This window comes from Xenophilus arseniciresistens (assembly GCF_028023875.1).
In the GTDB taxonomy this organism is placed as follows: Bacteria; Pseudomonadota; Gammaproteobacteria; order Burkholderiales; family Burkholderiaceae_C; genus Xenophilus; species Xenophilus arseniciresistens.
In genome coordinates this window covers 183,359-207,421 of the sequence record NZ_JAQIPB010000010.1, presented here as the reverse complement: position 1 = coordinate 207,421, position 24,063 = coordinate 183,359, and the positions used below count along the sequence as shown (strand labels likewise).

Below are 24,063 nucleotides of genomic sequence, written 5' to 3'. Positions count from 1 at the left end.
CGTCATGGGGCGTGTTGTTGTGTTGAGTCGGTGCCGAAGTCGGTCGTCAAGTCTTCGGGTTCGATCCGCACCAGTTGCAGGCTCACGCAACAGCCGTCGCCGGCGGCGCTCTGGATCTGCACACCGCCGCCGTGGCGCTGCATCACCGTGCGGACCAGCAGCAGGCCCAGCCCCACGCCATGCACCTCGGGGTGCGATTCATGGTGCAGGCGATGGAAGGGCACGAAGAGCTGCGACTGTAGCTCGGGCGGGATGCCCGGCCCCTGATCGCGCACGCTCAGCCGCCAGCTTTCAGGCCCTTCGTCGATCCAGCACAACACTTCGCCGCCCGTCGGGGAGTACTTCAGCGCGTTGCTCATCACATTGGCCAGAGCGCGGCGCAGCAGGCTGCGGTCGCCCCGCACGCAGGCCTGCGCCGGGCCATGCGTGATGCGCACGTCCACCTGCCGCGCCCGCCCCTGCACCCAGGCCAGGTCCACCGCCTCCTGCAGCAGCGGCACCAGGTCCACACAGGTGGGCTGGAAGGCCTGCACCTCGACCCTTGCCACGTTCACGAAGCCGTCGGCCAGCTCCAGGCCGGTGCTCGCATGACGGTGGATGCGCTCCAGCATCCGCGGCAGCGAAGCGGCATCCACCGGCGCGCGAAGCAGTTGCAGCACCGTGAGGATCGCGGCCATGGGCTCGCGCATGTCGTGCGAGATGAAGCGCAGCGCCTCGTCACGCTGGCTCTGGGCCTGGCGCATGCGCGTGATGTCCACCAGGGCCACCATCCAGCCCACATGGCGCTGCAGGGTGTCGAAAAAGGGCACGCAGCGCACGAGCAGCGACCGCTCCTGGTCGTCGGTGGCTTCGCCCATGCGCGGCGCCAGGCTCTGGCCCAGAGCACCGGGCGGTACCATGGCACTGCCGTTGGCGCGCACCTTCAAGTTGCCCAGCAGCGCGTGCGCGTCCTGCGCCGCCAGGTCGGCCGCACCCCAATGGATCAGCGCCGCACGATTGGCGATGAGCACATGGGCGCGCACGTCCAGCACCAGCAGCGGGTCGGGCAGGTGGTCCAGGCCGTCGCGCGCGAAGCGGTGCAGGTCGCGCATGCGGATCGCGGCCTGCGACAGCGCGCTGACCTGGCGATCCAGGAAGTCGCCGTTGCCACCGGCGATCGGCGCGGGCAGGAGCGGAAAGCCGTCGAACTCCGAATTGAGTTCGGCCGTGGTGTTGCGGATGCGGCGCAGCGCCAGGCCCAGCCGCAGCCCGATCCACGCGGGGTAGACCACCAGCAGCGCCAGAAAGCCCACGGCGGGCGAGAACTGCAGCCCCAGCCAGGGCCGCGCCAACTGCACGCCGATGAGGAAGGCCTGCAGGCCCAGGACGAGCGCCAGCATGCCCCAGGGCCGCAGCCGCTGCAGGCACAGCAGCAGCACCGTCAGCGGCAGCAGGTTCAGCATCACGTCCTGCCAGGGCTGGCTCACGGCCACCGGCTTGTCGTCGATGCGTCCTTCCAGCAGATAGGCGTAGATCTCCACGGCGGCACGCGGGGCCCATTTGTCCTGCACGGGCGTGCCATGGAACTGGGCCGCGCCCTGCGCCGTGATGCCCACGAGCACATAGCGCGCCGTGAAGATGTCGGCCGGTGCATGGCCGGCCCAGACATCGAAATAGGAGATGCGTCGAAACGGCGGCTTGCCTTCGCTGAACATCAGCACCTGCTTGTCCTGCTGCTGCCATGGCCCCTGCATGGCGCCGGGCGGCGCGGGCAGCGGCGGAAAGGGCAAGGGCGCAGCGGCAGACGCGTCCGCCTGCGCCGCCTTCTGGAGCACGTCCACGAAGTGGGGCCACAGGCGCCCCTCGAAGCCCTCCCTCGCGTAGACGCTGCGCACCACGCCGTCGGCATCCACCTCGAGATGGTCGTGGCCGATGGCACTGGCCACGCGCGCCAGCTCCAGCGTGGGCGTGCGCTCGAAGGGCGCGCCGGAGCCGCGCATCTCCAGCCGCATCGGCAGCACCACGCAGCCGCTGCGCTCGATCTGCGCGGCCAGCAGCGCGTTTTCCTGCACGTCGGGTGCATCGCGGTCCGACAGCGGCAGATCCAGACCGATGCAGCGCGGGGCCTGGGCCGCGATGTTCTGAAGCACCCGCGCGTGCAGCGAGCGGTTCCAGAGGTCGCGGCCCATCACCTCCAGCGAGCGCTCGTCGAGCTCGACGATCACGATGTCATCGCCATGGTGGCGATGCCAGTGCGCCAGCGTGTGGTCCTGCAGCAGGCGGTCGATGCTGGTGAAGGGGCGCACCCAGCTCAGCAGCGCGGCCAGGAGCAGGCAGCCCAGGGAGAAATAGGCCCAGCTGCCGCGCCGACCCAGCCAATGGGCCGTCCTCAGGGCAGCCGAGGATTCAGGCGCGGACGCAGGCGCGTGCACGGCAAGGCACCGAAGGGCCAATGCGGCGAAGAAGCGGTGCGGATGCGGGCGCGGGGTGCTCTCAGCCCGCCGGCTCGGGTGTGCCCTCGCGCGTGTTCAGCGTATCGACATCGATGGCTTCGAGCCGGTAGCCCAGTCCGTAGATGGCCGACAGCAAGAAGCCGTTGCTGGGTCGCAGGTCCAGCTTGGTACGCAGCCGGGAGATGTGGGTGTCCAGCGAGCGCGAGGCTGCCTCGGGGCCCTGCCCCCACACCGACTCGCGCAGGTGCTCGCGCGACAGCAGGCGGCCCATGTTCTGGAACAGGAACAGGGCCAGCTCGTACTCGCGGTGCTTGAGCTCGATCGGCGCGCCATTCATCTTCAGGCTGCGCGAATGGGGCAGGAAGTGATAGGGGCCGAAGCTGACTTCAGCCTCGTGCTGGCCCGGGTAGGCCCGGCGCAGCAGGGCCGCCACGCGCGCCGTCAGTTCGCCCTGGCGGATGGGCTTGGCCATGAAGTCGTCGGCGCCCACGCTGAGGCCCTCGACCAGGTCGGCCTCTTCGCGCCGGTTGGTGACGAACAGCACCGGCAGCCGGTTCAGCATCTCCTGGCGGATGACCCTGACCACGTCCGGCCCGGACATGTCGGGCAGGGTCCAGTCCAGCACCAGGAGGTCGAAGCTCTCCTGGCGCAGGGCCCGCAGCAGACTGCGTCCGTCGGGGAAGCCGTGACATTCGTGTCCCAGCCCCTCCAGGGTTTGTCGGATCAAGTCAAGCTGGCTGGGCTCATCGTCCAGAGCTGCAATGCGCATAGCGAAGTCTCCCTGTCATTTATGTGACAAGTCTAGGCCCAAGCCCCGCTTGACAGAAGGGCCCGGCGCAGAAAAGACCGCGAACTTGTACACAGAGTTGCGACGTTCGTATATCAAATATCTCAATTAAAAAGCCGGCAGACACAAAAGCGCTCAAGGCCGCGCCTATGCCCGCACTGCCCTGTCGGCGTCATGTGCGGCTGCGCGCCTCGTGTAAGCTGCGGCGCGGTCTGCACGCGGTGCCGGCCGAACCACAGGTCCGGGCCCGCTGCATCCAGACTGCGCAGGACCGAGAAGAAGAACCCGAACGCGAGGAGATTCCATGTCCAGCAGCCTTGTCCCGGCGGTGCAGTGCATCGGCGTGCCCCGGGAAAGCCATCCCGGCGAAAAGCGTGTGGCCACCGTGCCCGAAGTGGTGGAGAAGCTGATCAAGCTCGGCTTCAAGGTGGCGGTGCAATCCGGCGCCGGCGAAGCCGCCAACTTCAGTGACGAGGCCTATCGCGCCGCGGGCGCCGAGGTCATCGCGGATGCGGCGGCCCTGTGGGCGGCATCGGACATCGTGCTCAAGGTGCGCCCGCCCAGCCCCGAGGAAGCGGGCCTGCTGCGCGAAGGCAGCCTGCTGATCGACTTCATCTGGCCGGCGCAGAACCCCGACCTGATGCAGCAGCTGGCTGCGCGCCGGGCCACGGTGCTGGCCATCGACTGCCTGCCGCGCACCTTGAGCCGCGCCCAGAAGATGGACGCGCTGACCTCGACGGCCGGCGTCTCGGGTTACCGCGCCGTGATCGAAGCCGCCAATGCCTTCGGCCGCTTCTTCAACGGCCAGATCACGGCCGCGGGCAAGGTGCCGCCGGCCAAGGTCTTCATCGCAGGCGCCGGCGTGGCCGGCCTGGCGGCCATCGGCACCGCGGCCAACCTGGGCGCCATCGTGCGCGCCAACGACACGCGCGCCGAGGTGGCCGACCAGGTCAAGTCGCTGGGCGGCGAGTTCGTGAAGGTCGACTACGAGGAAGAAGGCTCGGGCGGTGGCGGCTACGCCAAGGTGATGAGCGAAGGCTTCCAGGCCGCGCAGCGCGCCATGTACGCGCAGCAGGCCAAGGAGTCCGACATCATCATCACCACCGCGCTGATCCCCGGCAAGCCGGCGCCCAAGCTGATCACGGCCGAGATGGTGCAGACCATGAAGCCCGGCAGCGTGATCGTGGACATGGCGGCCGAACAGGGCGGCAACTGCGAACTCACGGTGCCGGGCGAGGCCGTGGTGCGCCATGGCGTGACGATCATCGGCTACACCGACCTGGCCTCGCGCCTGGCCCGGCAGTCGTCCACGCTGTATGCCACCAACCTGCTGCGCCTGCTCGAGGAGCTGTGCAAGGCCAAGGATGGCCGCGCCGTGGTCAACATGGAGGACGACGCGATCCGCGGCCTCACGGTGATCAAGGACGGCGCCATCACCTGGCCCGCGCCGCCGCTGCAGCAGGCGAGCCCGCCGGCGCCCAAGGCCGCCGCAGCCCCGGTCGAGCAGAAGAAAGGCGGCCACGGCCATGGCGCGAGCGGCCCGCTGCCGGCAAAAACCCTGGCCATCCTCTTCGCCGTCGCGGCCGTCGCGTTCTGGTTCATCGGCGCCTATGCGCCGGCGGCCTTCCTGGGCCACTTCACGGTCTTCGTGCTGGCCTGCTTCATCGGCTACATGGTGGTGTGGAACGTGACGCCCGCGCTGCACACGCCGCTGATGAGCGTGACCAACGCCATCTCCAGCATCATCGCCATCGGCGCGCTGGTGCAGATCGCGCCGCCCGGCGCCGGGATGAACGGGCGGCCCGACGGGCTGATCCAGTGGCTGGCCTTCGCCGCGCTGGTGCTGACGGCCGTGAACATGTTCGGTGGCTTCGCCGTCACGCGGCGCATGCTGGACATGTTCCGCAAGTAAGAACAACAACAAGAACGAAGAGGAGCAACGATCATGTCTCAAAGCCTTGCGACGGTGGCCTACCTGGGCGCCGCCATCCTGTTCATCCTGAGCCTGGGAGGGCTCTCCAACCCCGAGACCTCGCGCCGCGGCAACCTGTTCGGCATGGTCGGCATGGCGCTGGCCGTGCTGGCCACGGTGTTCGGGCCCAGCGTCAGCACCTCGGGCATCGCCTGGATCGTGGCTGCGCTGGTGATCGGCGGCGGCATCGGCCTCTACGCGGCCAAGGTCGTGAAGATGACCCAGATGCCCGAGCTGGTCGCGCTCATGCACTCGCTGGTGGGCCTGGCGGCCTGCCTAGTGGGTTTTGCCAGCTACGTCGACACATCCATCCAGCTGGCGGGCGCCGAGAAGGTGATCCACGAGGTGGAGATCTACGTCGGCATCCTGATCGGCGCCGTCACCTTCAGCGGCTCGCTGATCGCCTTCGGCAAGCTCAACGGCAAGATCGGCGGCAAGCCGCTGCTGCTGCCGGCGCGCCACTGGCTGAACCTGGTGGCGCTGCTGGTGGTGATCGGCTTCGGCGCGCGCTTCATTGCCGCACCCGACGTGCAATCGGGCATGCTGCCGCTGATCGTGATGACCGTGATCGCGCTGCTCTTCGGCATCCACATGGTCATGGCCATCGGCGGGGCCGACATGCCGGTGGTGGTGTCCATGCTCAACAGCTACTCGGGCTGGGCGGCGGCGGCCACGGGCTTCATGTTGAGCAACGACCTGCTGATCGTCACGGGCGCGCTGGTGGGCTCCTCGGGCGCGATCCTGAGCTACATCATGTGCAACGCGATGAACCGCAACTTCATCAGCGTGATCGCCGGCGGCTTCGGCTCGGGCGGCGGCACGCCGGCCAAGAAGGGCGAGGCCGCCGAGCCGCAGGGCGAAGCCGTGCCGGTGAGCGCCGCCGAAACCGCCGAGCTGCTGCGCGAGGCCCGCAGCGTGATCATCGTGCCCGGCTACGGCATGGCGGTGGCGCAGGCGCAGCACACGGTCAACGAGATCGTGAAGACCCTGCGCGGCCGGGGCGTGGAAGTGCGCTTTGCCATCCACCCCGTGGCCGGCCGCATGCCGGGCCACATGAACGTGCTGCTGGCCGAAGCCAAGGTGCCCTACGACATCGTGATGGAGATGGACGAGATCAACGAGGACTTCCCGCAGGCCGACGTGGCCATGGTGATCGGCGCCAACGACATCGTGAACCCCGCGGCGCAGGACGACCCCACCAGCCCCATCGCCGGCATGCCCGTGCTGGAAGTGTGGAAGGCCAAGACCTCCATCGTGATGAAGCGCTCGATGGCCTCGGGCTACGCGGGCGTGGACAACCCGCTGTTCTACAAAGAGAACAACCGCATGCTCTTCGGCGATGCCAAGAAGATGCTCGACGAGGTCCTGGGCGCATTGAAGGGCTGAGAACCCCCGCCGGCCGCGCGCGCGGCCGTGCCGGGGTTTCGCCGGGACGCTGCGCCCCGGGGGATTGGTTAGCATGCGCAGGCATCGGGGGGCCACCAAGGCCCCCGCGCCGCATGTGCCGGCGCCATCCCTTCTTCTTGTTGTTGTCGAAAACCTAGAACGCGAGACAGACCTATGACCGAACGTCCCTGGCTCAGTGCCTATCCCGCCGGCGTGCCCGCCGACATCGACGCGAGCCAGTACAGCTCGCTGGTGGGCCTGATGGAGGAGAGCTTTCGCAAGTACGCCGACCGCACGGCCTACAGCTTCATGGGCAAGGACCTGAGCTATGGCGAGACCGACCGCCAGAGCCAGGCTTTTGCGGCCTACCTGCAGAGCCTGAACCTCGCGCGCGGCGACCGCGTGGCCGTGATGATGCCCAACTGCCCGCAGTACCCCATCGCGGTCGCGGCCATTTTGCGGGCCGGGCTGATCCTGGTGAACGTGAACCCGCTGTACACGGCGCGCGAGCTGGAGCACCAGCTCAAGGACTCGGGCGCCAAGGCCATCGTGATCATGGAGAACTTCGGCGCCACGCTGCAGAAATGCATGGCCGCCACGCAGGTCAGGCATGTGGTGCTGGCGGCCATGGGCGACCGGCTGGGCCTGCTCAAGGGCACGCTGGTCAACTACGTGGTGCGCAACGTCAAGAAGATGGTGCCGGCCTTCAACCTGCCCGGCGCGGTGCGCTTCAATGACGCGCTTTCGCAAGGCGCGGGCCGCACGCTCACGCCGCCGGCCGTCGGACCGGAGGACGTGGCCGTGCTGCAGTACACCGGCGGCACCACGGGCGTGAGCAAGGGCGCGGTGCTGCTGCATCGCAACGTCATCGCCAACGTGCTGCAGTCCGAAGCCTGGAACCAGCCCGTGATGGACCGCGTGCCGCAGGGCGAACAGCCCACCAGCGTGTGCGCGCTGCCGCTGTATCACATCTTCGCGTTCACCGTGGGCATGATGCTGAGCATGCGCACGGGCGGCAAGCTGATCCTGATCCCCAACCCGCGCGACCTGCCGGCCGTGCTCAAGGAGCTGTCCAAGCACAAGGTGCACAGTTTCCCGGCCGTGAACACGCTGTTCAACGGCCTGGCCAACCACCCGCAGTTCAACACCGTGGACTGGAGCCACCTGAAGATCTCGGTGGGCGGCGGCATGGCGGTGCAAAGTGCCGTGGCCAAGCTGTGGCTCGAGAAGACCGGCTGCCCGATCTGCGAGGGCTACGGCCTGTCGGAGACCTCGCCCTCGGCCAGCTGCAACCCGACCACCAGCAAGGAGTTCTCGGGCACCATCGGCGTGCCGCTGCCCAGCACCTCCTTCAAGCTGCTGGATGACGCGGGCCAGGAAGTGCCCGCGGGCCAGCCCGGCGAGATCGCCATCCAGGGCCCGCAGGTGATGGCCGGCTACTGGCAGCGGCCCGACGAGACGGCCAAGGTCATGACCACCGACGGCTACTTCAAGACCGGCGACATCGGCACCATGGATGCGCGCGGCTTCTTCAAGATCATCGACCGCAAGAAGGACATGGTGCTGGTCAGCGGCTTCAACGTCTATCCGAACGAGGTCGAGGACGTGGTGTCCGCCCTGCCTGGCGTGCTCGAGTGCGCGGTGGTGGGCGTGCCCGACGAGAAGACCGGCGAGGCCGTGAAGCTGGTGATCGTGAAGAAGGACGAGTCGCTGACCGAAGAAGCCGTCAAGGCCTTCTGCCGCGCCAACCTCACGGGCTACAAGCAGCCGCGCGTGATCGAGTTCCGCACCGAGCTGCCCAAGACGCCGGTGGGCAAGATCCTGCGGCGCGAGCTGCGCGACAGCAAGTAAGGCACGCGCGCAGCAGCAGCGCGCCCGCCGCACAGGCGCCCACGCGAGTCGCGTGCGGCGCCTTTTTTCCGGGCGGGCAGCGCCGCTGTCGCCCGCGTGTCATGCCGCGCGCCAGCGGGCATTCCCCCTGTGCGCGAAGCGCACAAGAATGCATGTGGCCTCTTGCCACATCGCTTCCGGAGACACCCTTCATGGCCGCAGCCGCCAGCCCCGCCTCATCCCCCGCCCCCGCTTCCATGCCCTGGACGGCCCACTACCCCAGCGGCATGCGCTGGGACTGCGAGCTGCCGCTGCAGCCGGTCACGCGCTTTCTCGAAGACGCCGTGCAGCGCTGGCCCGACAACAGCGCCATCGAGTTCATGGGCCGCACGATCAGCTACCGCGAGCTGGACCGGCTCAGCGACCAGGCCGCGCGCGGCCTGCAGAAGCTGGGCGTGGGGCCGGGCGTGCATGTGGGCCTGTACCTGCCCAACAGCCCGCACTACATCATTGCCTTCTTCGGCGTGCTCAAGGCCGGCGGCGTGGTGGTCAACTATTCGCCGCTGGACGCCGAGCGCGTGATCGCGCACAAGATCGAGGACAGCCGCACCGACGTGCTGATCACGCTGGACCTCGCCAGCCTGTACCCGCAGACCGCGCGGCAGCTGGGGCCCTCGCGCCTCAGGCACCTGGTCGTGGGCGACCTGGCCGAGTTCGCAGGCGCGCCCGCGGCCGTGCGCGCGCACCTTGAGAAAGCCCAGCAGATCGCGCCGCGCGCGCAGGATGCGCGGCAGCTGAGCTTCGCCGCGCTGCTCGACAACGACGGCGCCTTCACGCCGCATGCCGTGAAGGACGTGCGCGAGGAGATCGTGGTGCTGCAGTACACGGGCGGCACCACCGGCCTGCCCAAGGGCGCCATGCTCACGCATGCCAACCTGTGCGCGACCAACGTGCAGTACCTCGAATCGACGCGCGGCAATCCGCCCATCCTGGCCGAGGGCGTGGAGCGCTTCCTGGTGGTGCTGCCGCTGTTCCACATCTATGCGCTGAGCGCGGCCATGCTGCTGGGCATCCGCCTGGGCGCGGCGCTGGTGCTGCACACGCGCTTCGATGCCGATGCCGTGATCCAGGAGCTTTCGGCCAGCAAGATCACCGTCTTCCCGGCCGTGCCCACCATGTTCATGGGCATCCTCACGCATCCCAAGGCCAGGGAGCTGGACCTGCGCTCGCTCAAGTTCTGCGGCTCGGGCGGCGCACCGCTGCCGGTGGAGATCGAGCAGCGCTTCTTCGAGCTCACGGGCTGCCACCTCAACGAAGGCTGGGGCATGACCGAGACCTCGCCCAGCGGCACCTTCACGCCCGCGCGCGGCAAGCGCAAGGCCGGCTCCTGCGGCATGCCGCTGCCGCATGTGCGCTTCAAGTTCCTGGCGCTGGACGGCTCGGGCCAGGAAGTGCCCGTGGGCCAGCCCGGCGAGATGTGCATCCAGGGCCCCAACGTGATGAAGGGCTACTGGAACAACCCGCAGGCCACGGCCGAGGCCATGACGCAAGACGGCTACTTCAGGACCGGCGACGTGGCGCGCATGGACGCCGACGGCTTCGTCTACATCGTCGACCGCACCAAGGACATGCTGCTGTGCGGCGGCTTCAACGTCTACCCGCGCGTGCTCGAAGAGGCGATCTACGAGCACCCCTCGGTGGCCGAGGTCTGCGTGATCGGCATCCCGGACGCCTACCGCGGCCAGTCGCCCAAGGCCTTCGTCAAGCTCAAGGACGGTGCCGAGCCCTTCGACATCGACGCGCTCAAGCACTTCCTGAAAGACCGGCTGGGCAAGCACGAGATGGTGCAGGAACTCGAGATCCGCGCCGAGCTGCCCAAGACGCCCGTGGGCAAGCTGTCGAAGAAGGACCTGGTGGACGAAGAGGCGCGCAGGCGCGCGGCGGGCTGAGCCGAGGTCCGCTCAGTCCAGCTGGATCTTCGCGGCCTTGACCGTCTGCTGCCAGCGCGCCAGGTCCTGGCGCGTGTAGGCGTCCATGGCCTCGGCCGTCTCGATCACGGGCTCCACGGCCAGGTTGGCCAGCACCTGCAGGTAGGCCGGGTCGCGCGAGACCTGGTTGGCCTGCGCGTTCAGCAGCGCCAGCACGGCGGGCGGCGTGCCGGCCGGCGCGCACAGGCCGCTCCAGGAGGCCACGTCGAAGCCCGGCAGGCCGCTTTCGGCAATGGTGGGGATCTCGGGCGCGCCTGCTGCGCGCGTGGCCGTGGTCACACCCAGCGCGCGCACCCGGCCGCCCTTGACCTGGGCCAGTGCGTTGGGAATGGTCTCGAACATCATCGACACCGCGCCCGAGGCCAGGTCCGGCATGGCAGCGCTGCCGCCGCGGTAGGGCACATGCATCAGCTCCACGCCGGCCTGCGACTTGAACAGCTCGCCGAACAGGTGCGAGGCCGAGCCATTGCCCGCCGAAGCGAAGCTCAGCATGCCCGGGTTGGCCTTGGCATGGGCGATGAGCTCGGCCACGTTGCGCGCCGGCACCTGCGGGTTGAGCAGCAGCACATTGGCCAGCTTGTGCATGCGGGCCACGGGCGCGAAAGCCTTGAGCGGGTCGATCCTGCGGCCCGGGTACAGCGCAGGGCCGATGCTGTGCGTGCCGTTGGTGGCCAGCAGCAGCGTGTGGCCGTCGGCCGGCGCCGCCATCACGGCCTCCATCGCGATCACGCCGCCCGCACCGGGCCGGTTGTCCACGATCACGGTGGCCTTGAGGCTCTCGCCCATCGACTTGGCTATCGCCCGCGCCAGCAGATCCGAGGAGCCGCCGGCCGCAAAGGGCACCACGATCTTGATGACGCCTGAAGGAAAAGCCGGCGTTGCAGCAAGCAGCGATGGCGACCACGCAGCAGCAGCGCCGGGCACGGCCACGGCAGGCAACAGGCGAAGGAGGGAGCGTCTTTTCATGGGAGCGAATATTTGGAAAGCAGATTGGGGCGGCGGTACGTGGCCACGAAGAGAGCAAGCACCGCGCCACGATTTCTGATTCTGTGGGGTCGAACCCCCTGCAGCTAGTGCGGCTGCGCACTAGCGGCTATTCGTCTGGCACATGCCTTGAAATGCCCATGCGCATTGGCGGATCGCACGGCGCCATTGCCATCAAAAAACTCCGCCGCAGCGGAGTTGTTCAAAAAGGGGGAAACATGCAATCTGAAAAACAGCGCCTTGACGCTTCCTCTCAGTCCAGCCGGCCGGCCTTTGGCGATTCAGTGCCTTCGACCTGCACCCGAAAGCCTGATCGCACGTGGGGCCAGTAGTCCCAGATGGCCTTGTGGTGCGTGCAGCGGTTGTCCCAGAAGGCGATGGAATGGTCGCGCCAGCGGAAGCGGCAGGTCCATTCGGCGCGGTTGCAGTGCTGGTAGAGGAACTGCAGAACAGCATCGCTTTCGGCGCGCGAGACCTCGTTGATGTGCGAGGTGAAGTCGGTGTTCACGAAGATCACCTTGCGCCCCGTTTCTGGGTGGCGCGTGATCACCGGATGCACCGACACCGGCGTGCCGGGCCCGAAGACGCGGGTGCCGTCATGCGTGGCCGTGAGGCCGTCCAGGTACTGCTTCATGCGCGGCGACAGCGCCTCGTAGGCCGCGTACATGCTCGAGAACATGGTGTCGCCGCCACCGTGCGGCGGCACCGTGTGGTTGTAGAGCATGCTGCCCAGCGGCGGCACCTCGGCGCAGGACTGGTCGCTGTGGAAGTTCTCGCCCGAGACACGCTTGGAGGTCTCGTCGTAATGGAATTTGCGCACCAGCGGGTTGTCGGTCTTCTTGCTGATGGTGTTGACGCCCACGTGCTGGCCCAGCGGGCCGAATTCGGAGGCGATGCGGATCTGGTCGTCGAAGCCGATCTTCTGCTCGCGAAAGAAGATGACCTGGAATTCGAGAAAGGCGCGCTTGACTTCAGCCAGCTGCGCCGCGGGCAGGGGCGCGGTGAGGTCGATGCCGCCGATCTCGGCGCCGATGTGCGGCGAGACGGGCGTGACGGTGATGTGCGCATAGGCCGCTGGGGATGGAGTGATTGCCGGCTTGTCCATGAATTGATTTCGCTTCGGGTGTGTTCGACGAAAAAATTCTAGGCAGGCCCCTGCGCGCGCAACAGCACTTCCAGCCCACTAGCAGCTATGTGCGGCGTGCATGGGCCGGCATGCATGGGCCGCGTGAATGGCAATGAATCGCGTGCAATGAATTCCATGCATAGCAGGTAGACCTTTTTTGCCCCTGCCTTCGTCTTTTGCCCGTCCCTAGCATGAATGCGTGACGACGGATTGCTGCGTGCGCCTGCAAAAAAGCATCGGCCGCACGCGATTTCAACTGAACGGAAAAAAGACGATGAATAAACGGATGAGGGCCTGTTTGGGAATCACGCTGGCGGCCGGCGCTGCGCTGCCGATGGCCGCGCAGGCGGCTTCCTCGGTGGCGGTCTACGGCATCGTGGACGTGGCCATCGACCACGTGAGCAGCCTGGACGCGGGCGGTGCCTCGGTCACGCGCATGCCCGGGCTGTCGGGCAGCACGCCCTCGCGCCTGGGCTTCAGGGGCCGTGAAGACCTGGGCAACGGCTTGAACGTGAGCTTCGCGCTGGAAATGGGTTTCGGCCCCGACACCGGCACGCTCAACCAGGGCGGGCGCGGCTTCGGCCGCCAGTCCTGGGTGGGCCTGGGCGGGCGCTGGGGCACGGTGTCGCTGGGCCGGCAGTACACGCTGATCGGCACCGCCACCTCGGCCGCCGACTTCGTCGGGCCGGCCACGCACAGCATCGCGGCGCTGGACTCCTACTTTCCCAACGCCCGCGCCGACAACTCGATCGCCTGGCGCGGCAAGTTCGGCGGCTTCACGGTGGGTGCGCTGTACAGCCTGGGCCGCGATGCGGTGAACGCCGGGCCCAGCCCCGCAGGCACCAACTGCCCCGGCGAGGGTGTGACGGACAAGCGCGCCTGCCGCGCCTGGTCGGCCGTGCTGCGCTACGACGACAAGCGCTGGGGCGCCGCCATCGCGACCGACGTCAACCGCGGCGGGCCGGGCGCCTTCGGCGGCCTGCGCAGCGACATGCTGGACCGGCGCGTGGCCGTCTCGGGCTATGCGCAGTTCGACAAGCTGCGCGTGGGCCTGGGCCTGGTGCGGCGCGACAACGGCGCCTCTGCGCTCACGCCGCGCAGCGACATCTGGACGCTCAGCGGCAGCTATGCCTTCACGCCGCAGTTCACGCTCACGGCCCAGGTGCTGCGCTACGACCTCAAGGCCAGTGCCGATTCGGCGCGCCTGTTGATCCTGCGCGGCAACTACGCGCTGAGCAAGCGCACTTCGCTCTACACCTCCGTCGCGCGCATCGACAACGAAGGCAATGCCAGCTTCTCGGTCAGCTCGGGCCAGAGCGGCGCCAATTCGGCGCGCGGCGGGCGCCAGAACGGCCTGACGGTGGGCGTGGTGCACCAGTTCTAGGAACCTGTTCAAGGCCGGTTGCAGGCGGGCGCGGGCGCGACCGGTCCGCAATTTGCTTCATGGGATCATGAGATGGCGCCACCCGCCGCATGCGGGGCGGCGCTTTCGCGTTCACGAAGAGTCGCCCCATGAACCTCGACCAGCTCCTGCACTTCGCCCGGGTTGCCGAATACGGCAGCTTCACCCGCGCCGCCCTTTCGCTGGACATGAGCCAGCCCGCCATCAGCCGCTCCATCCGCCAGCTGGAGGTGGAGCTGCGGCGCAACCTGTTCCACCGCCACGGCCGGGGCATTCATCTGACCGACGAGGGCCACCGCCTGCGCGCGCTGGTGGCCAAGATCTTCGAGCAGGTGGACGAGGCGCGCGACATCTTCACCGGCGACAGCTCGCGCCTGACCGGCCGTGTGACCGTGGGCCTGCCGCCCACGCTGGGGCGCATCCTGGCCGTGCCGCTGGTGCAGGCCTTCCAGGCCGAATTCCCGCTGGCGCGGCTGTCCATCGTCGAAGGGCTCAGCCGCGTGCTGGTGGACCGCATGCTCGGCGACCGCGTGGACATCGCCCTGCTCTATGACCCGCCGCCCAGCAGCTCGCTGCAGGTGCAGCCGCTGTGCACGCAGTCGCTGTACCTGCTGTCGGCGCGCGAGACGGTGGGCGCGCAGGCGCCGCAGAGCGTCGCCTTCTCGGCCCTGCCGCAGCAGCGGCTGATCCTGCCATCGCAGCCCAACCCGATCCGCATGCTGGTGGAGGCCGAAGCCACGCGCAAGGGCCTGAGCTTTGAAGTGGGCTACGAGGTGGACGGCGTGGAAGCCATCCTGCGGCTGGTGGAAAAAGGCGTGGGCCAGACCATCGGCACGCTGGCGATGATCCGCGACTCGGGCGCGCACGAAAGCATCGTCGCGCAGCGCATCGTCGACCCCGCCATCGACTGCGTGGTCTCCTTCGTCACGCCGCAGCGCGGCCCGCGCAACCAGTTGCAGACGCAGACGCTGGAGCTGCTGCAGGCGCTGACGCAGCGCGCGCTGCTGGAGCCGGTGCGCGGCTGACCCTGACCGGGCCGCGCACAATCCACGGCTCCTTCCTTTCTCTTCTTCCCTGCCCTGCGCGTACCGCGGCCCATGCAAGCTTCATCCGAACCCGCGCCCATCGCCATCGTCGGCGCCATGCACGAGGAAATCGCCGCGCTGCTGGCGGCCATGCCCGACGAGGCGCCGGTGCGCGTGGCCGGGCGCGAGTTCTGGCGCGGCCACCTCGACGGCACACCCGTGGTGGTGGTGCTCTCGCGCATCGGCAAGGTGGCAGCAGCCACCACAGCCACGGTGCTGGCCGAGCGCTTTGGCGTGCGCGCGCTGCTGTTCACGGGCGTGGCCGGCGGCCTGGGCACCGGCGTGAACGTGGGCGACGTGGTGGTGGCCGATGCGCTGCTGCAGCACGACATGGACGCCTCGCCGCTGTTCCCGCGGCACGAGGTGCCGCTGACCGGCCGCGCGCGCTTCGATGCCGATGCACCGCTGTCGAACGCGCTGATGCAGGCGGCCACGCAGGCACTGGCCGACCCCGCCGCGCTGGTGGGTGCAGCCGCGCAGGCCGAGTTCGGCTTGCAGGCGCCGCGCGTACACCGCGGGCTGGTCATCAGCGGCGACCGCTTTGTCTGCACCGCGCACGAAAGCCAGGCCCTGCGCGACGCGCTGCCCGACGCACTGGCCGTGGAAATGGAAGGCGCCGCGCTGGCCCAGGTCTGCCACGACTACAGCCTGCCCTTTGCCATGGTGCGCACCATCTCCGACCGCGCCGACGACACGGCCCACACCGACTTCCCGCGTTTCGTGGCGGCGGTGGCCAGCCACTACAGCCTGGCCATCGTGCGCCACAGCTTGCGCGCGCTGGCCGGCCGCTGACGGCGGCCCCGCAGCGCGGGCGGCGGCAGGCGGGGCACAGCGCCGCCTGCTGACATTTGTCACGCCGTCCACCTACAGGAGGGGCGATGCACGGCACTTAGGCTCATGCGACTGTCTTGCCGCTTGCAACATTCGTCAATTCCGGAGCCCTCCATGCCATTCCCCCGTGCCTCTTCGTCCCCGTCTTCCTCCAAGCTGCGCAAGCACAGCCGCGGCGCCGCCCTGGGCCTGCTGGCGCTGGGTGCCTGCAACAGCGCCGCCTGGGCGCAGGGCGCTCCCGAGACCGTGTCGCCCGCGCTGGACCGCATGAACATTTCCGTCGGCGCCTTCAGCGCCAAGCCCAAGATCGGCGCGGGCATCGGCAACGGCCTGGCCTACTACGACACCGGCACCTACGAAACCAGCCGCAAGACCATGCCGCGCGTGTCGGGTGAGTTCCTGCTGGGCAGGAACCACGGCATCTCTTTTGATGCCTATCAATTCAGCAGCAACTTCGACGAGGCCGTGGGCGGCACCTATTCCAGCGGCCCGTTCAGCGCCACGGCCGTGGGCGGCGTGAACCTGGACTTCAGCCTGGACGTGGCGCGCCTGGGCTATCGCTACTGGTTCGGCAGCGGCAACACCGTGGTGGGCCTGGGCGCGGGGCTGGGCTACTACCGCGTGAAGCTGGACACCACGGCCTTCGGCGCCGCCAATGCCGCGCTCACGGGCCTGGGCTTCACGAGCTGGAACGACTACTACTCGCGCAGCGACAGCGACGATGCCGTGGCGCCGATGCTGGAAGTGGGCGTGCGCCATGCCTTCTCGCCCGACCTGCGCGTGTTCTTCGACGGCTCGGGCATCCACAAGGGCGGCGGCGGCGTGCACGGCAGCATCTACAACGCGCAACTGGGCGTGGAATGGTTCCCCGTGCGCCATGTGGGCGTGACCCTGGCCTACGCCGTGACCGACGTGGACCTCAAGCGCGACGAATCGGGCCTGCAGCGCGCACGCCTGAAGTTCCAGGGGCCGGTGCTGGGGGTGAAGGCGCGGTTCTGATCGCCTTCAGCGCAGCCGGGTGCGAATGGAGCCGCTCAGCCCGACAGGCGTGAGCTTGCGGTCCAGGCACCTGTCGAGCGTCTGCGCATGCTCGGTCTGATGAATGCAGGCCATGTTCGCCGGGGTCTTGTAGCAGGGCCGCCCATCGTTACAGGCCTTGTCGAAGCCCGAGAGCGCCTGCTGCATGCTTTTCACGGGACTCTGCGTGTACTGCTCCATCCAGGTCTGCGCGCTGTAGGCACCAAAGCCGCCCCGCAGGCCATGTCCGCCACCACCGCTGAGGCCTGGCCCCCAGGAAGTGCTGCCACTGAGCACCAGCACGATGGACGCCTCCACTTCACAGAGCTGGCCTGGGGGGTTCTTTTGCCGGCAGGCGGTAAAAGCCCCTTCGATGGCCGCCGCCGGGGTGGTGGCGCAGGCCGCGCCCCAGCGAACCCTGCCGGCGTTGCTGACCACGGCGCCCCAGGAAGGGCCGATGCATTCGCGCCCTGGCACGAGGTGGAAGGTCGTCGGACGCAGGTAGGGGTCCTTGGCCCAGGCGGCCTGCACGCGGGCCACCGCCTCTTGCCCGCTGAGGGCTGACACCATCAAGGGGGCATCCTGTTCGTTGCCCTGCTGAACGACGAAGTAGATGTTGCCGGCCTCCATGTCTGAGGGCCAGATGGGGCGGAGGCCGGAGTTGCTGGTGCTTGTCGCCGGGTTCGCAGCCTTGGCACTGCTTTCGCCACGGCCCGCGCCGACAGTCGAGGCTCGCGTCTGCGCTTGTGCGTCAGGCTGCGGGAATCGCGGCGAGAGGCCCGCTGATGCTTGCGACCGCGATTGCAGCACCTGCTGTCCCTCCTGCGAGATGCCAGCGAGTGTCGGGAGCCGGTCAGAAAGATCCTGATTCTGAGAGACCACTTTTTCAATCACATCAAGCGGCAATGCCGGCCCGGTGGATTTCAAGGTCTGGATCTCCGCCAGCATTTCAGCGGTGGTGAACTTGTGCTCGAGATTCATGGCCTCATTGGGCCGCTGCCTCACCCATTGCTCTGGTGGCGTATGAGCTTGGTACGTCTGGGTTCTCGTCCTTCCTTCAAACCTGTAGACGCCTTTACGCGTCTTGATCGTGATGCCATAGCTCATCTGGTGCGCCACGTTGTTGGATCGCACGTCGGAGGGCGAGATCTCGATGAACGCATCTGTCTTGCGGCCATTCGCTGCCAGCGGCACCAGTAGCTTTCGACCGCGGTTGCCCCAGTACTCGGCGTCGTAGATCACAACCACTTGGCTTGCGCTATCGACAAAGCATTCGCCAGACCGCTGTCCGAGATACTCCGGGATTTCAACCGTGCAGTTGGCGGCATGCCCAGTGGCCGCGCACCCGAACAACGCGGCGACAAGCACGTTGTGAACTGATCGCTGTGCCGACGAGCGCGTCGGGATCGGAGGCTCAGCCACGATCGTGCATGGAAACCAGCGAGCCATCCAGGAGCGGCTGCATTCCAGGCGGGTCAGGACTCTCATCGGGGCACCTCCGTCCACTTGATTCCCGACCGCCAGCGTACCGCGATCCGTGGGCCAGGGGGATGCCCCATCGAGGGCTCGACAGCCGAATTGATTTGTGAACCACGGCGCGGCGACCGGACAATGGCGACCGGGATGTTGGCGTGGAGACAGAGGATGCGATTGCTGCTGGCAGAAGACGAGGCCGCGCTGGCCGATTGGCTGGTGAAGGCGCTGGCGCAAAGCGGCTGCAGCGTGGACTGGGTGGCCGACGGGCGGCTGGTGCGGCGCGCGATGCGCTGCGCCAGCTATGACGCGCTGATCCTCGACCTGGGCCTGCCTGGCCTGGACGGCCACGACGTGCTCAGCGACATCCGCGAATCCGACAACGGCCTGCCGATCCTGGTGCTCACGGCGCGGGACACGCTGGCCGAGCGCGTGGCCACGCTGCGCGGCGGCGCCGACGATTTCCTGGCCAAGCCTTTCGAGGTGGAGGAGCTGGAAGCGCGGCTGCTGGCGCTGGTGCGCCGCTCCAGAGGGCGCGAAAGCGCCCGCTTCTCGTGCGGCTCCCTGCACTATGACGCCACGGCCAAGCGCTTCATGCTCGGCGCCGAGCCGCTCACGCTCACGGGCCGTGAACACGCGGTGCTGCGCACCCTGATCCAGTCGCCGGGCGAGCCCATGAGCAAGCCCGAGATCCTGGACAAGGTGTTCACCGACGAAAGCGATGCCAGCCCCGAAGTGGTGGAGGTCATCGTGCACCGGCTGCGCAAGCGCCTGGCCGGCAGCGACGTGCAGGTGACCACGCTGCGCGGCCTGGGCTACGTGCTGGAGCAGAGCGCCCCATGACCCTGGACGCCCTGCATCGCACGAGCCTGCGCCGCACGCTGATCGCCGCCCTGCTCGCGGGCGTGTTCATCGGCGGCGTGCTGCAGGTCTACATGACCTGGTTCACCGCGCGCGATGCCGTGAACGCGGCCTTCGACCGCTCGCTGTACGGCGCGATCCGCGCCATCGACGCCAACGTCTCCACCGACAGCGGCGGCATCGGCGTGGAGCTGCCCTACATGCTGTTCGAGTTCTTCGAGCTCACGGCCAGCGGCACGGTGCACTACCGCATCGCCACCGAGGACGGCCTGGTGGAGATCGGCAGCCCCGACATCCCGATGCCCGAGGGCACCGTGCCGCTGCGCACGCCGCATTTCCAGACGCTGGACTACTTCGGCCAGCTCACGCGCGTGGGCACCTACGTGCGGCCGCTCACGGGGCCGGTGCAGGGCAACCTGGTGATCCAGGTGGCCGAATCGCTGACCTCGCGCGAGGAGTTCAGCCAGCAGTTCATCGTCAACGCCGTGGCCCGCGACGTGCTGCTGGCCGTGCTGGCCGCGGGCATGGTGGCCGTGGCCGTCAGTTGGTCGCTGCGGCCGCTGCGCCAGCTCAAGGACGAGGTGACGGCGCGCAGGAGCGACGACCTCTCGCCCTTCGACACGCGACGCGTGCCGGTGGACGTGCGGCCGCTGGTGGACGCGATGAACGACCACCTGCTGCGCTACAAGGCACTGCTGAGTGCGCAGCGCAGCTTCCTGGACGACGCCTCGCATCAATTGCGCACGCCGCTGGCCACGCTGCTCACGCAGGTGAGCTACGCGCTGCGCGAGCAGGACACGGGCCGGTTGCGCCAGACGCTGGATGCGATGCGCGGGCAGTTGCGCCACACCATCCGCCAGGCCAACCAGTTGCTGGCGCTGGCCCGGGCCGACACCTCGGAGATGCGCACGCGCGTGACCGATCTGAACGCGCTGGCCGCAGCGCTCACGCGGCGCCTGTGGCCCGCCGCGCGCGGCCAGCGGCTGGACCTGGGCTTCGAAGCCGGTCCGGCCCCGGTCCTTGCCCGCGTGCATGCAGCACTCCTGGAAGAGGCGCTGTCGAACCTGATCGACAACGCGATCCGCCACACGCCGCCCGGCGGGCGCGTGACCGTGCGCGTGGAAGGCTCGGCGCAATGGGCCTGCCTGCATGTCTCAGACACCGGCCCGGGCATTCCTCCAGAAGAACTGCCCCTGGCGCCGCAGCGCTTCTTTCGCGCCAGCAACGCCCAGGGGCAGGGTTCGGGGCTGGGCCTGGCCATCGTCCAGTCCATCGCCAGCCGCCACCAGGGCCGCCTGGTGCTGGCGCGGGACGCCGTGGAAGGCGGCCTGCGCGCGAGCATCGAGCTGCCCGCCGCGCCGGATCAGCCGGCGTTGAGCTGAGCAGGTGCGCCTTCGCCGCGCAGCCTGCGCCAGCGCAGCAGCGGCGGCACCACCAGCATCAGCGCCGCGCAGATCCACAGGCCCACGGAGATCGGGCTTTCGACCAGGATGGCCGTGTCGCCCTGCGTGATCGACAGCGCGCGGCGCAGGTTCTGCTCCATCAGCGGGCCCAGCACGAAGCCCAGGATCAGCGGCGCCATGGGCACGTCCTGCTTGCGCAGCAGGTAGCCCACCACGCCCAGCACCGCCATCAGCACCAGGTCGAAGGTGGTGGCATGCACGGCATACACGCCCACCGCACTCACGGCCAGGATGGAGGGCACCAGCAGCCAGTTGGGCACCGACAGCAGCTTGGTGAACAGCCCCACCATCGGGATGTTCATGAGCAGCAGCATGACGTTGGCCAGGAACAGCGAGGCGATGAAGCCCCAGACCAGGTCGGGCTGCATGGTGAACAGCGCGGGGCCGGGCGTGATGTTGTAGAGCGCCAGCGCGCCCATCATCACGGCCGTGGTGCCCGAGCCCGGCACGCCCAGCGTGAGCATGGGCACGAAAGAGCCCGTGGCCGCGGAGTTGTTGGCCGCCTCGGGCGCGGCCACGCCGCGGATGTCGCCCTTGCCGAAGGTGCCTTCCTTGTCGGTGAGGCGCTTTTCCATGGTGTAGGTCATGGCACTGGCCACGGTGGCGCCCGCGCCGGGCAGCACGCCCACCACGAAGCCCACCACGCTGGAGCGCAGCGTGCCCCACCAGGTCAGCTTGGTCTCGGCCCAGTTGAACATCTTGCGGCCGGTGTGGGTGACGATGCCCGTTGCGCTGTGATGGCTCTCGAGCATCAGCAGCAGTTCGCTGATCGAGAACACGCCGATCACCACCACCACGAACTGCACGCCGTCCGACAGATGCACGTCGTCACCCGTGAAGCGGTACAGGCCCGAGTTCGAATCCAGCCCCACGCAGGACAGCGCCAGGCCCAGCACCGCGGCGATGCCGGCCTTGACCGGCGAATCGCCCAGCAGGCCGGCAATGCAGGCGAAGGCGAAGCACATCAGCGCGAAGTACTCCGCCGGCCCGAAGGAGATGGCCCAGCCCGCCAGCAGCGGCGCCAGCATCACGATGCCCAGGGTGGCCACCAGCGAGCCGATGAAGGAACTCCAGGCCGAGATCGACAGCGCCACCCCGCCCTGGCCCTTGCGCGCCATGGGGTAGCCGTCGAGGGCGGTCATGATCGCCCCGGCGTCGCCCGGGATGTTCAGCAGGATCGACGAGATGCGCCCGCCGTATTCGCAGCCGATGTACACGGCGGCCAGCAGGATCAGCGACGTCTCGGCCGGCAGCTTCATGGCAAAGGCCAGCGGCATCAGGATGGCCACGCCGTTGATGGGCCCCAGCCCCGGCAGCAGGCCCACCACGGTGCCGATCAGGCAACCCAGCGCGGCGGTGATCAGGTTCACGGGCGTGAAGGCCACGCCGAAGCCGCTGATCAGATGGGAAAGGATGTCCATCACAGCGCTCCCAGCAGCGGCGCCAGCAGACCGGCGGGCAGCACCACGTCCAGCAGCCGGTCGAACATGAAGAAGCAGCCCACGCCCAGCACCACGCCGGCAGCCAGGCACTTGAGCGGCCTGCCGCCGAAGGCCATGCCCACGGGCACGGCCATCAGCGCCGTGGCCAGCGGGAAGCCCAGCGTTTCAAAGGCAAAGGCATAGACGAAGACGGTGCCCAGCGTCAGGGCCACCAGCTTCAGCGGCACCTGCGCGTAGCGGGCCTGCCCTTCGGCGGCAGGCTTGAACACCAGCCACAGCCCGCCCGCGGCCAGCAGGGCCGCCAGCAGCATGGGGAAGGCGCGCGGGCCCACGGGCTCGTAGGAAATTTCAGCCACGTAGGACTGCGCGGCCCACGCCATCGACACGGCCAGCAGCAGGCACACGGCCCCCAGGATGCGGTCACTCAACAAGATGCGTACTCCCTGATGTTCTGCAGTGCGCCACTCAGTTGGCCACCTTCAGGCCGAACTCTTCCACCAGCTTGCGGTAGCCGGCCACCTGCTGCTTCACGTAGGCGTCCAGTTCCGGGCCCGTCAGCGCGAGCGGGAACAGCCCGCGTTCGTCGCGCAGCTTTTCATAGGCGGGCGTGGCCATCATCCTGGCGAAGGTGTCGGCCCAGACCTTGTAGTCCGCCTCGCTGACCTTGGGGCCCAGGTAGAAGCCGCGCACGATGGGCCACTGGATATCGGCACCGGCCTCTTTGGCGGTGGGCACCTTGGCCATGTCGCCGGGCAGGCGCTTGTCGGCCATCACGGCCAGCACGCGCACCTTCGCGCCCGCCTTTTGCTGCTGCAGGGTTTCGGCGGCATCGCCGGTGAAGACGTGGATGTGGCCACCCTGCAGCGCGGTCATGGCCTCGCCGCCGCCTTCGAAGGCGACGAAGCGCATGGTGCGCGGGTTCACGCCGGCCGCGCGCGCCAGCAGTGCCGCCTTCATCCAGTCCTGGCTGCCGATGGTGCCGCCTGCGCCGAGCACCACCTTGGTGGGGTCCGTCTTCATGGCGGCCATCACGTCCTGCAGCGTCTTGTAGGGCGAGTTCTCGGCCACCACCACGGCGCCGTAGTCGGTGCCGATGGCCGAGAGCCACTTCACATCGTTCTCGTTGTAGCGGCCGAACTTGCCCTGCGCCAGGTTCAGCAGCGAGCCGCCGGAGAAGGCCACCAGCGTGTTGGCGGCATCGGGGCGCTGCGCGATCACGGTGTTGTAGGCCACCGCGCCGATGCCGCCGGGCATGTAGGTCACGCGCATCGGATCGGCGATGTACTTGCCTTCCAGCAGGCCGCTTTGCACCAGCTTGCAGGTCAGGTCGAAGCCGCCGCCCGGCTTGGCCGGCGCGATGCATTCGGTCTTGTCGAGCGGGCCGGCCGCAGCCAGGGCCGTTGCTGCAAGCAGGGCTGCGGCCATGCTGAATTTGAGGATGGTCATCGTGTCTCCAGGAAATTGAGTGAGCACCTTATCGCGGGCGTGCTTTCGCTCAGCTTTCACCGCAAGCAAGGGGAAACCCGTGGTGCGTGCGGCTCGAAAAGAATGGGGCCGATGGCCCCAATGGCTTGTGGTTTGCGCAGGGTCGGCCGCTCAGGGCCTGGCAGAAGCCGCCGCCTGCTGCGCGGGAAATCGCCCGACGACGATGGCGCCGTTGCCCAGCGTTGCCTTGACCACCGCTGCCTCGCCGCGCGCGACTCTGGCCCCCGGGAAGTGGAGTTCATTGCTGCCGCGAGCCTGCCCTTCGTAGCGGCGCTGCTCGCCGGCCTGGCCGACCGTCAGCACCGCCTTGCTCCCGGCCGTGGGCAGGTCCTCCCCGTGGTCGGACATGTGGAAGGTCATGCCATTCCTGTGGCGCACCATCTCGAAAGAGGTCTCACCACCGACATTCATGGTGCCGCCATGCCGGGGCGGCCAGTCGCCGTGCGCCAGGACCGCCAGCGGCAGGGACACCAGAAGGGCGATCAGCTGGATGCGCATC

General features: G+C 68.3%; 19 protein-coding genes. 10 read left to right on the top strand and 9 right to left on the bottom strand.

Going from position 1 to position 24,063, the window contains the following annotated elements; translation table 11 throughout:
• Positions 1–2: 2 nt before the first annotated feature.
• Positions 3–2,411, bottom strand: coding sequence for a CHASE2 and HATPase_c domain-containing protein (locus PGB34_RS19860; RefSeq protein WP_271429839.1), 2,409 nt, complete (start codon positions 2,409–2,411; stop codon positions 3–5).
• 61 nt (positions 2,412–2,472) lie between these two features.
• Entirely contained in the window at positions 2,473–3,201 is a 729-nt protein-coding gene (locus tag PGB34_RS19855; RefSeq protein WP_271429838.1) for a response regulator transcription factor, read from the bottom strand.
• Positions 3,202–3,523: 322 nt separating this feature from the next.
• Here PGB34_RS19855 and PGB34_RS19850 point away from each other — a divergent pair, with 322 nt between their 5' ends.
• The 4 genes from PGB34_RS19850 (at position 3,524) to PGB34_RS19835 (ending at position 10,356) form a co-directional block, all read left to right on the top strand.
• Positions 3,524–5,131, top strand: a complete 1,608-nt coding sequence (locus PGB34_RS19850; protein ID WP_271429837.1) for a Re/Si-specific NAD(P)(+) transhydrogenase subunit alpha — start codon at positions 3,524–3,526, stop codon at positions 5,129–5,131.
• A 33-nt stretch (positions 5,132–5,164) separates the two neighbouring features.
• Entirely contained in the window at positions 5,165–6,577 is a 1,413-nt protein-coding gene (gene pntB, locus PGB34_RS19845; protein ID WP_271429836.1) for a Re/Si-specific NAD(P)(+) transhydrogenase subunit beta, read from the top strand.
• Positions 6,578–6,751: 174 nt separating this feature from the next.
• Positions 6,752–8,428 carry a long-chain-fatty-acid--CoA ligase gene (locus PGB34_RS19840; protein ID WP_271429835.1) on the top strand — a complete coding sequence of 559 codons (1,677 nt, stop codon included), beginning with the start codon at positions 6,752–6,754 and terminating at the stop codon, positions 8,426–8,428.
• A gap of 191 nt (positions 8,429–8,619) precedes the next feature.
• Positions 8,620–10,356, top strand: coding sequence for a long-chain-fatty-acid--CoA ligase (locus PGB34_RS19835; RefSeq protein ID WP_271429834.1), 1,737 nt, complete (start codon positions 8,620–8,622; stop codon positions 10,354–10,356).
• A 12-nt stretch (positions 10,357–10,368) separates the two neighbouring features.
• Here the strand turns inward: PGB34_RS19835 and PGB34_RS19830 are convergent, their stop codons facing one another.
• Positions 10,369–11,361, bottom strand: coding sequence for a Bug family tripartite tricarboxylate transporter substrate binding protein (locus tag PGB34_RS19830; RefSeq protein ID WP_271429833.1), 993 nt, complete (start codon positions 11,359–11,361; stop codon positions 10,369–10,371).
• Positions 11,362–11,632: 271 nt separating this feature from the next.
• A complete protein-coding gene (locus tag PGB34_RS19825) occupies positions 11,633–12,484 on the bottom strand; it encodes a TauD/TfdA dioxygenase family protein (RefSeq protein WP_271429832.1) in 852 nt (283 codons plus the stop codon).
• Between the two features lie 307 nt (positions 12,485–12,791).
• Here PGB34_RS19825 and PGB34_RS19820 point away from each other — a divergent pair, with 307 nt between their 5' ends.
• The 4 genes from PGB34_RS19820 (at position 12,792) to PGB34_RS19805 (ending at position 16,822) form a co-directional block, all read left to right on the top strand.
• Entirely contained in the window at positions 12,792–13,889 is a 1,098-nt protein-coding gene (locus PGB34_RS19820; protein ID WP_408647931.1) for a porin, read from the top strand.
• Between the two features lie 128 nt (positions 13,890–14,017).
• The gene (locus tag PGB34_RS19815; protein ID WP_271429830.1) at positions 14,018–14,932 is read left to right on the top strand and encodes a LysR family transcriptional regulator; all 915 of its coding nucleotides are present in this window, start codon (positions 14,018–14,020) and stop codon (positions 14,930–14,932) included.
• Between the two features lie 72 nt (positions 14,933–15,004).
• On the top strand, positions 15,005–15,784 hold the full coding sequence (locus tag PGB34_RS19810; protein ID WP_271429829.1) for a 5'-methylthioadenosine/adenosylhomocysteine nucleosidase: 780 nt from the start codon (positions 15,005–15,007) through the stop codon (positions 15,782–15,784).
• A 153-nt stretch (positions 15,785–15,937) separates the two neighbouring features.
• The gene (locus PGB34_RS19805) at positions 15,938–16,822 is read left to right on the top strand and encodes a hypothetical protein (protein WP_271429828.1); all 885 of its coding nucleotides are present in this window, start codon (positions 15,938–15,940) and stop codon (positions 16,820–16,822) included.
• A 6-nt stretch (positions 16,823–16,828) separates the two neighbouring features.
• Here PGB34_RS19805 and PGB34_RS19800 read toward each other — a convergent pair whose 3' ends face one another.
• Complete coding sequence (locus tag PGB34_RS19800; protein ID WP_271429827.1) at positions 16,829–18,328, bottom strand: hypothetical protein; 1,500 nt, start codon at positions 18,326–18,328, stop codon at positions 16,829–16,831.
• A gap of 156 nt (positions 18,329–18,484) precedes the next feature.
• Between PGB34_RS19800 and PGB34_RS19795 the strand changes: the two genes are divergently transcribed.
• Both PGB34_RS19795 and PGB34_RS19790 read left to right on the top strand, forming a co-directional pair.
• Positions 18,485–19,156: a response regulator gene (locus tag PGB34_RS19795; RefSeq protein ID WP_271429826.1), complete on the top strand. Its 672-nt coding sequence runs from the start codon at positions 18,485–18,487 to the stop codon at positions 19,154–19,156.
• On the top strand, positions 19,153–20,556 hold the full coding sequence (locus PGB34_RS19790) for a sensor histidine kinase (RefSeq protein WP_271429825.1): 1,404 nt from the start codon (positions 19,153–19,155) through the stop codon (positions 20,554–20,556). The genes PGB34_RS19795 and PGB34_RS19790 overlap by 4 nt, the downstream gene beginning before the upstream one ends.
• Here PGB34_RS19790 and PGB34_RS19785 read toward each other — a convergent pair.
• From PGB34_RS19785 to PGB34_RS19770, 4 genes are all read right to left on the bottom strand, one after another.
• Complete coding sequence (locus PGB34_RS19785; RefSeq protein WP_408647928.1) at positions 20,538–22,058, bottom strand: tripartite tricarboxylate transporter permease; 1,521 nt, start codon at positions 22,056–22,058, stop codon at positions 20,538–20,540. The genes PGB34_RS19790 and PGB34_RS19785 overlap by 19 nt on opposite strands.
• Positions 22,058–22,510, bottom strand: coding sequence for a tripartite tricarboxylate transporter TctB family protein (locus tag PGB34_RS19780; protein ID WP_271429823.1), 453 nt, complete (start codon positions 22,508–22,510; stop codon positions 22,058–22,060). Before PGB34_RS19780 ends, PGB34_RS19785 begins: the two co-directional genes overlap by 1 nt.
• A gap of 34 nt (positions 22,511–22,544) precedes the next feature.
• On the bottom strand, positions 22,545–23,525 hold the full coding sequence (locus PGB34_RS19775; RefSeq protein ID WP_408647927.1) for a Bug family tripartite tricarboxylate transporter substrate binding protein: 981 nt from the start codon (positions 23,523–23,525) through the stop codon (positions 22,545–22,547).
• Between the two features lie 150 nt (positions 23,526–23,675).
• Positions 23,676–24,062 carry a hypothetical protein gene (locus PGB34_RS19770; protein ID WP_271429822.1) on the bottom strand — a complete coding sequence of 129 codons (387 nt, stop codon included), beginning with the start codon at positions 24,060–24,062 and terminating at the stop codon, positions 23,676–23,678.
• Position 24,063: the final 1 nt, after the last annotated feature.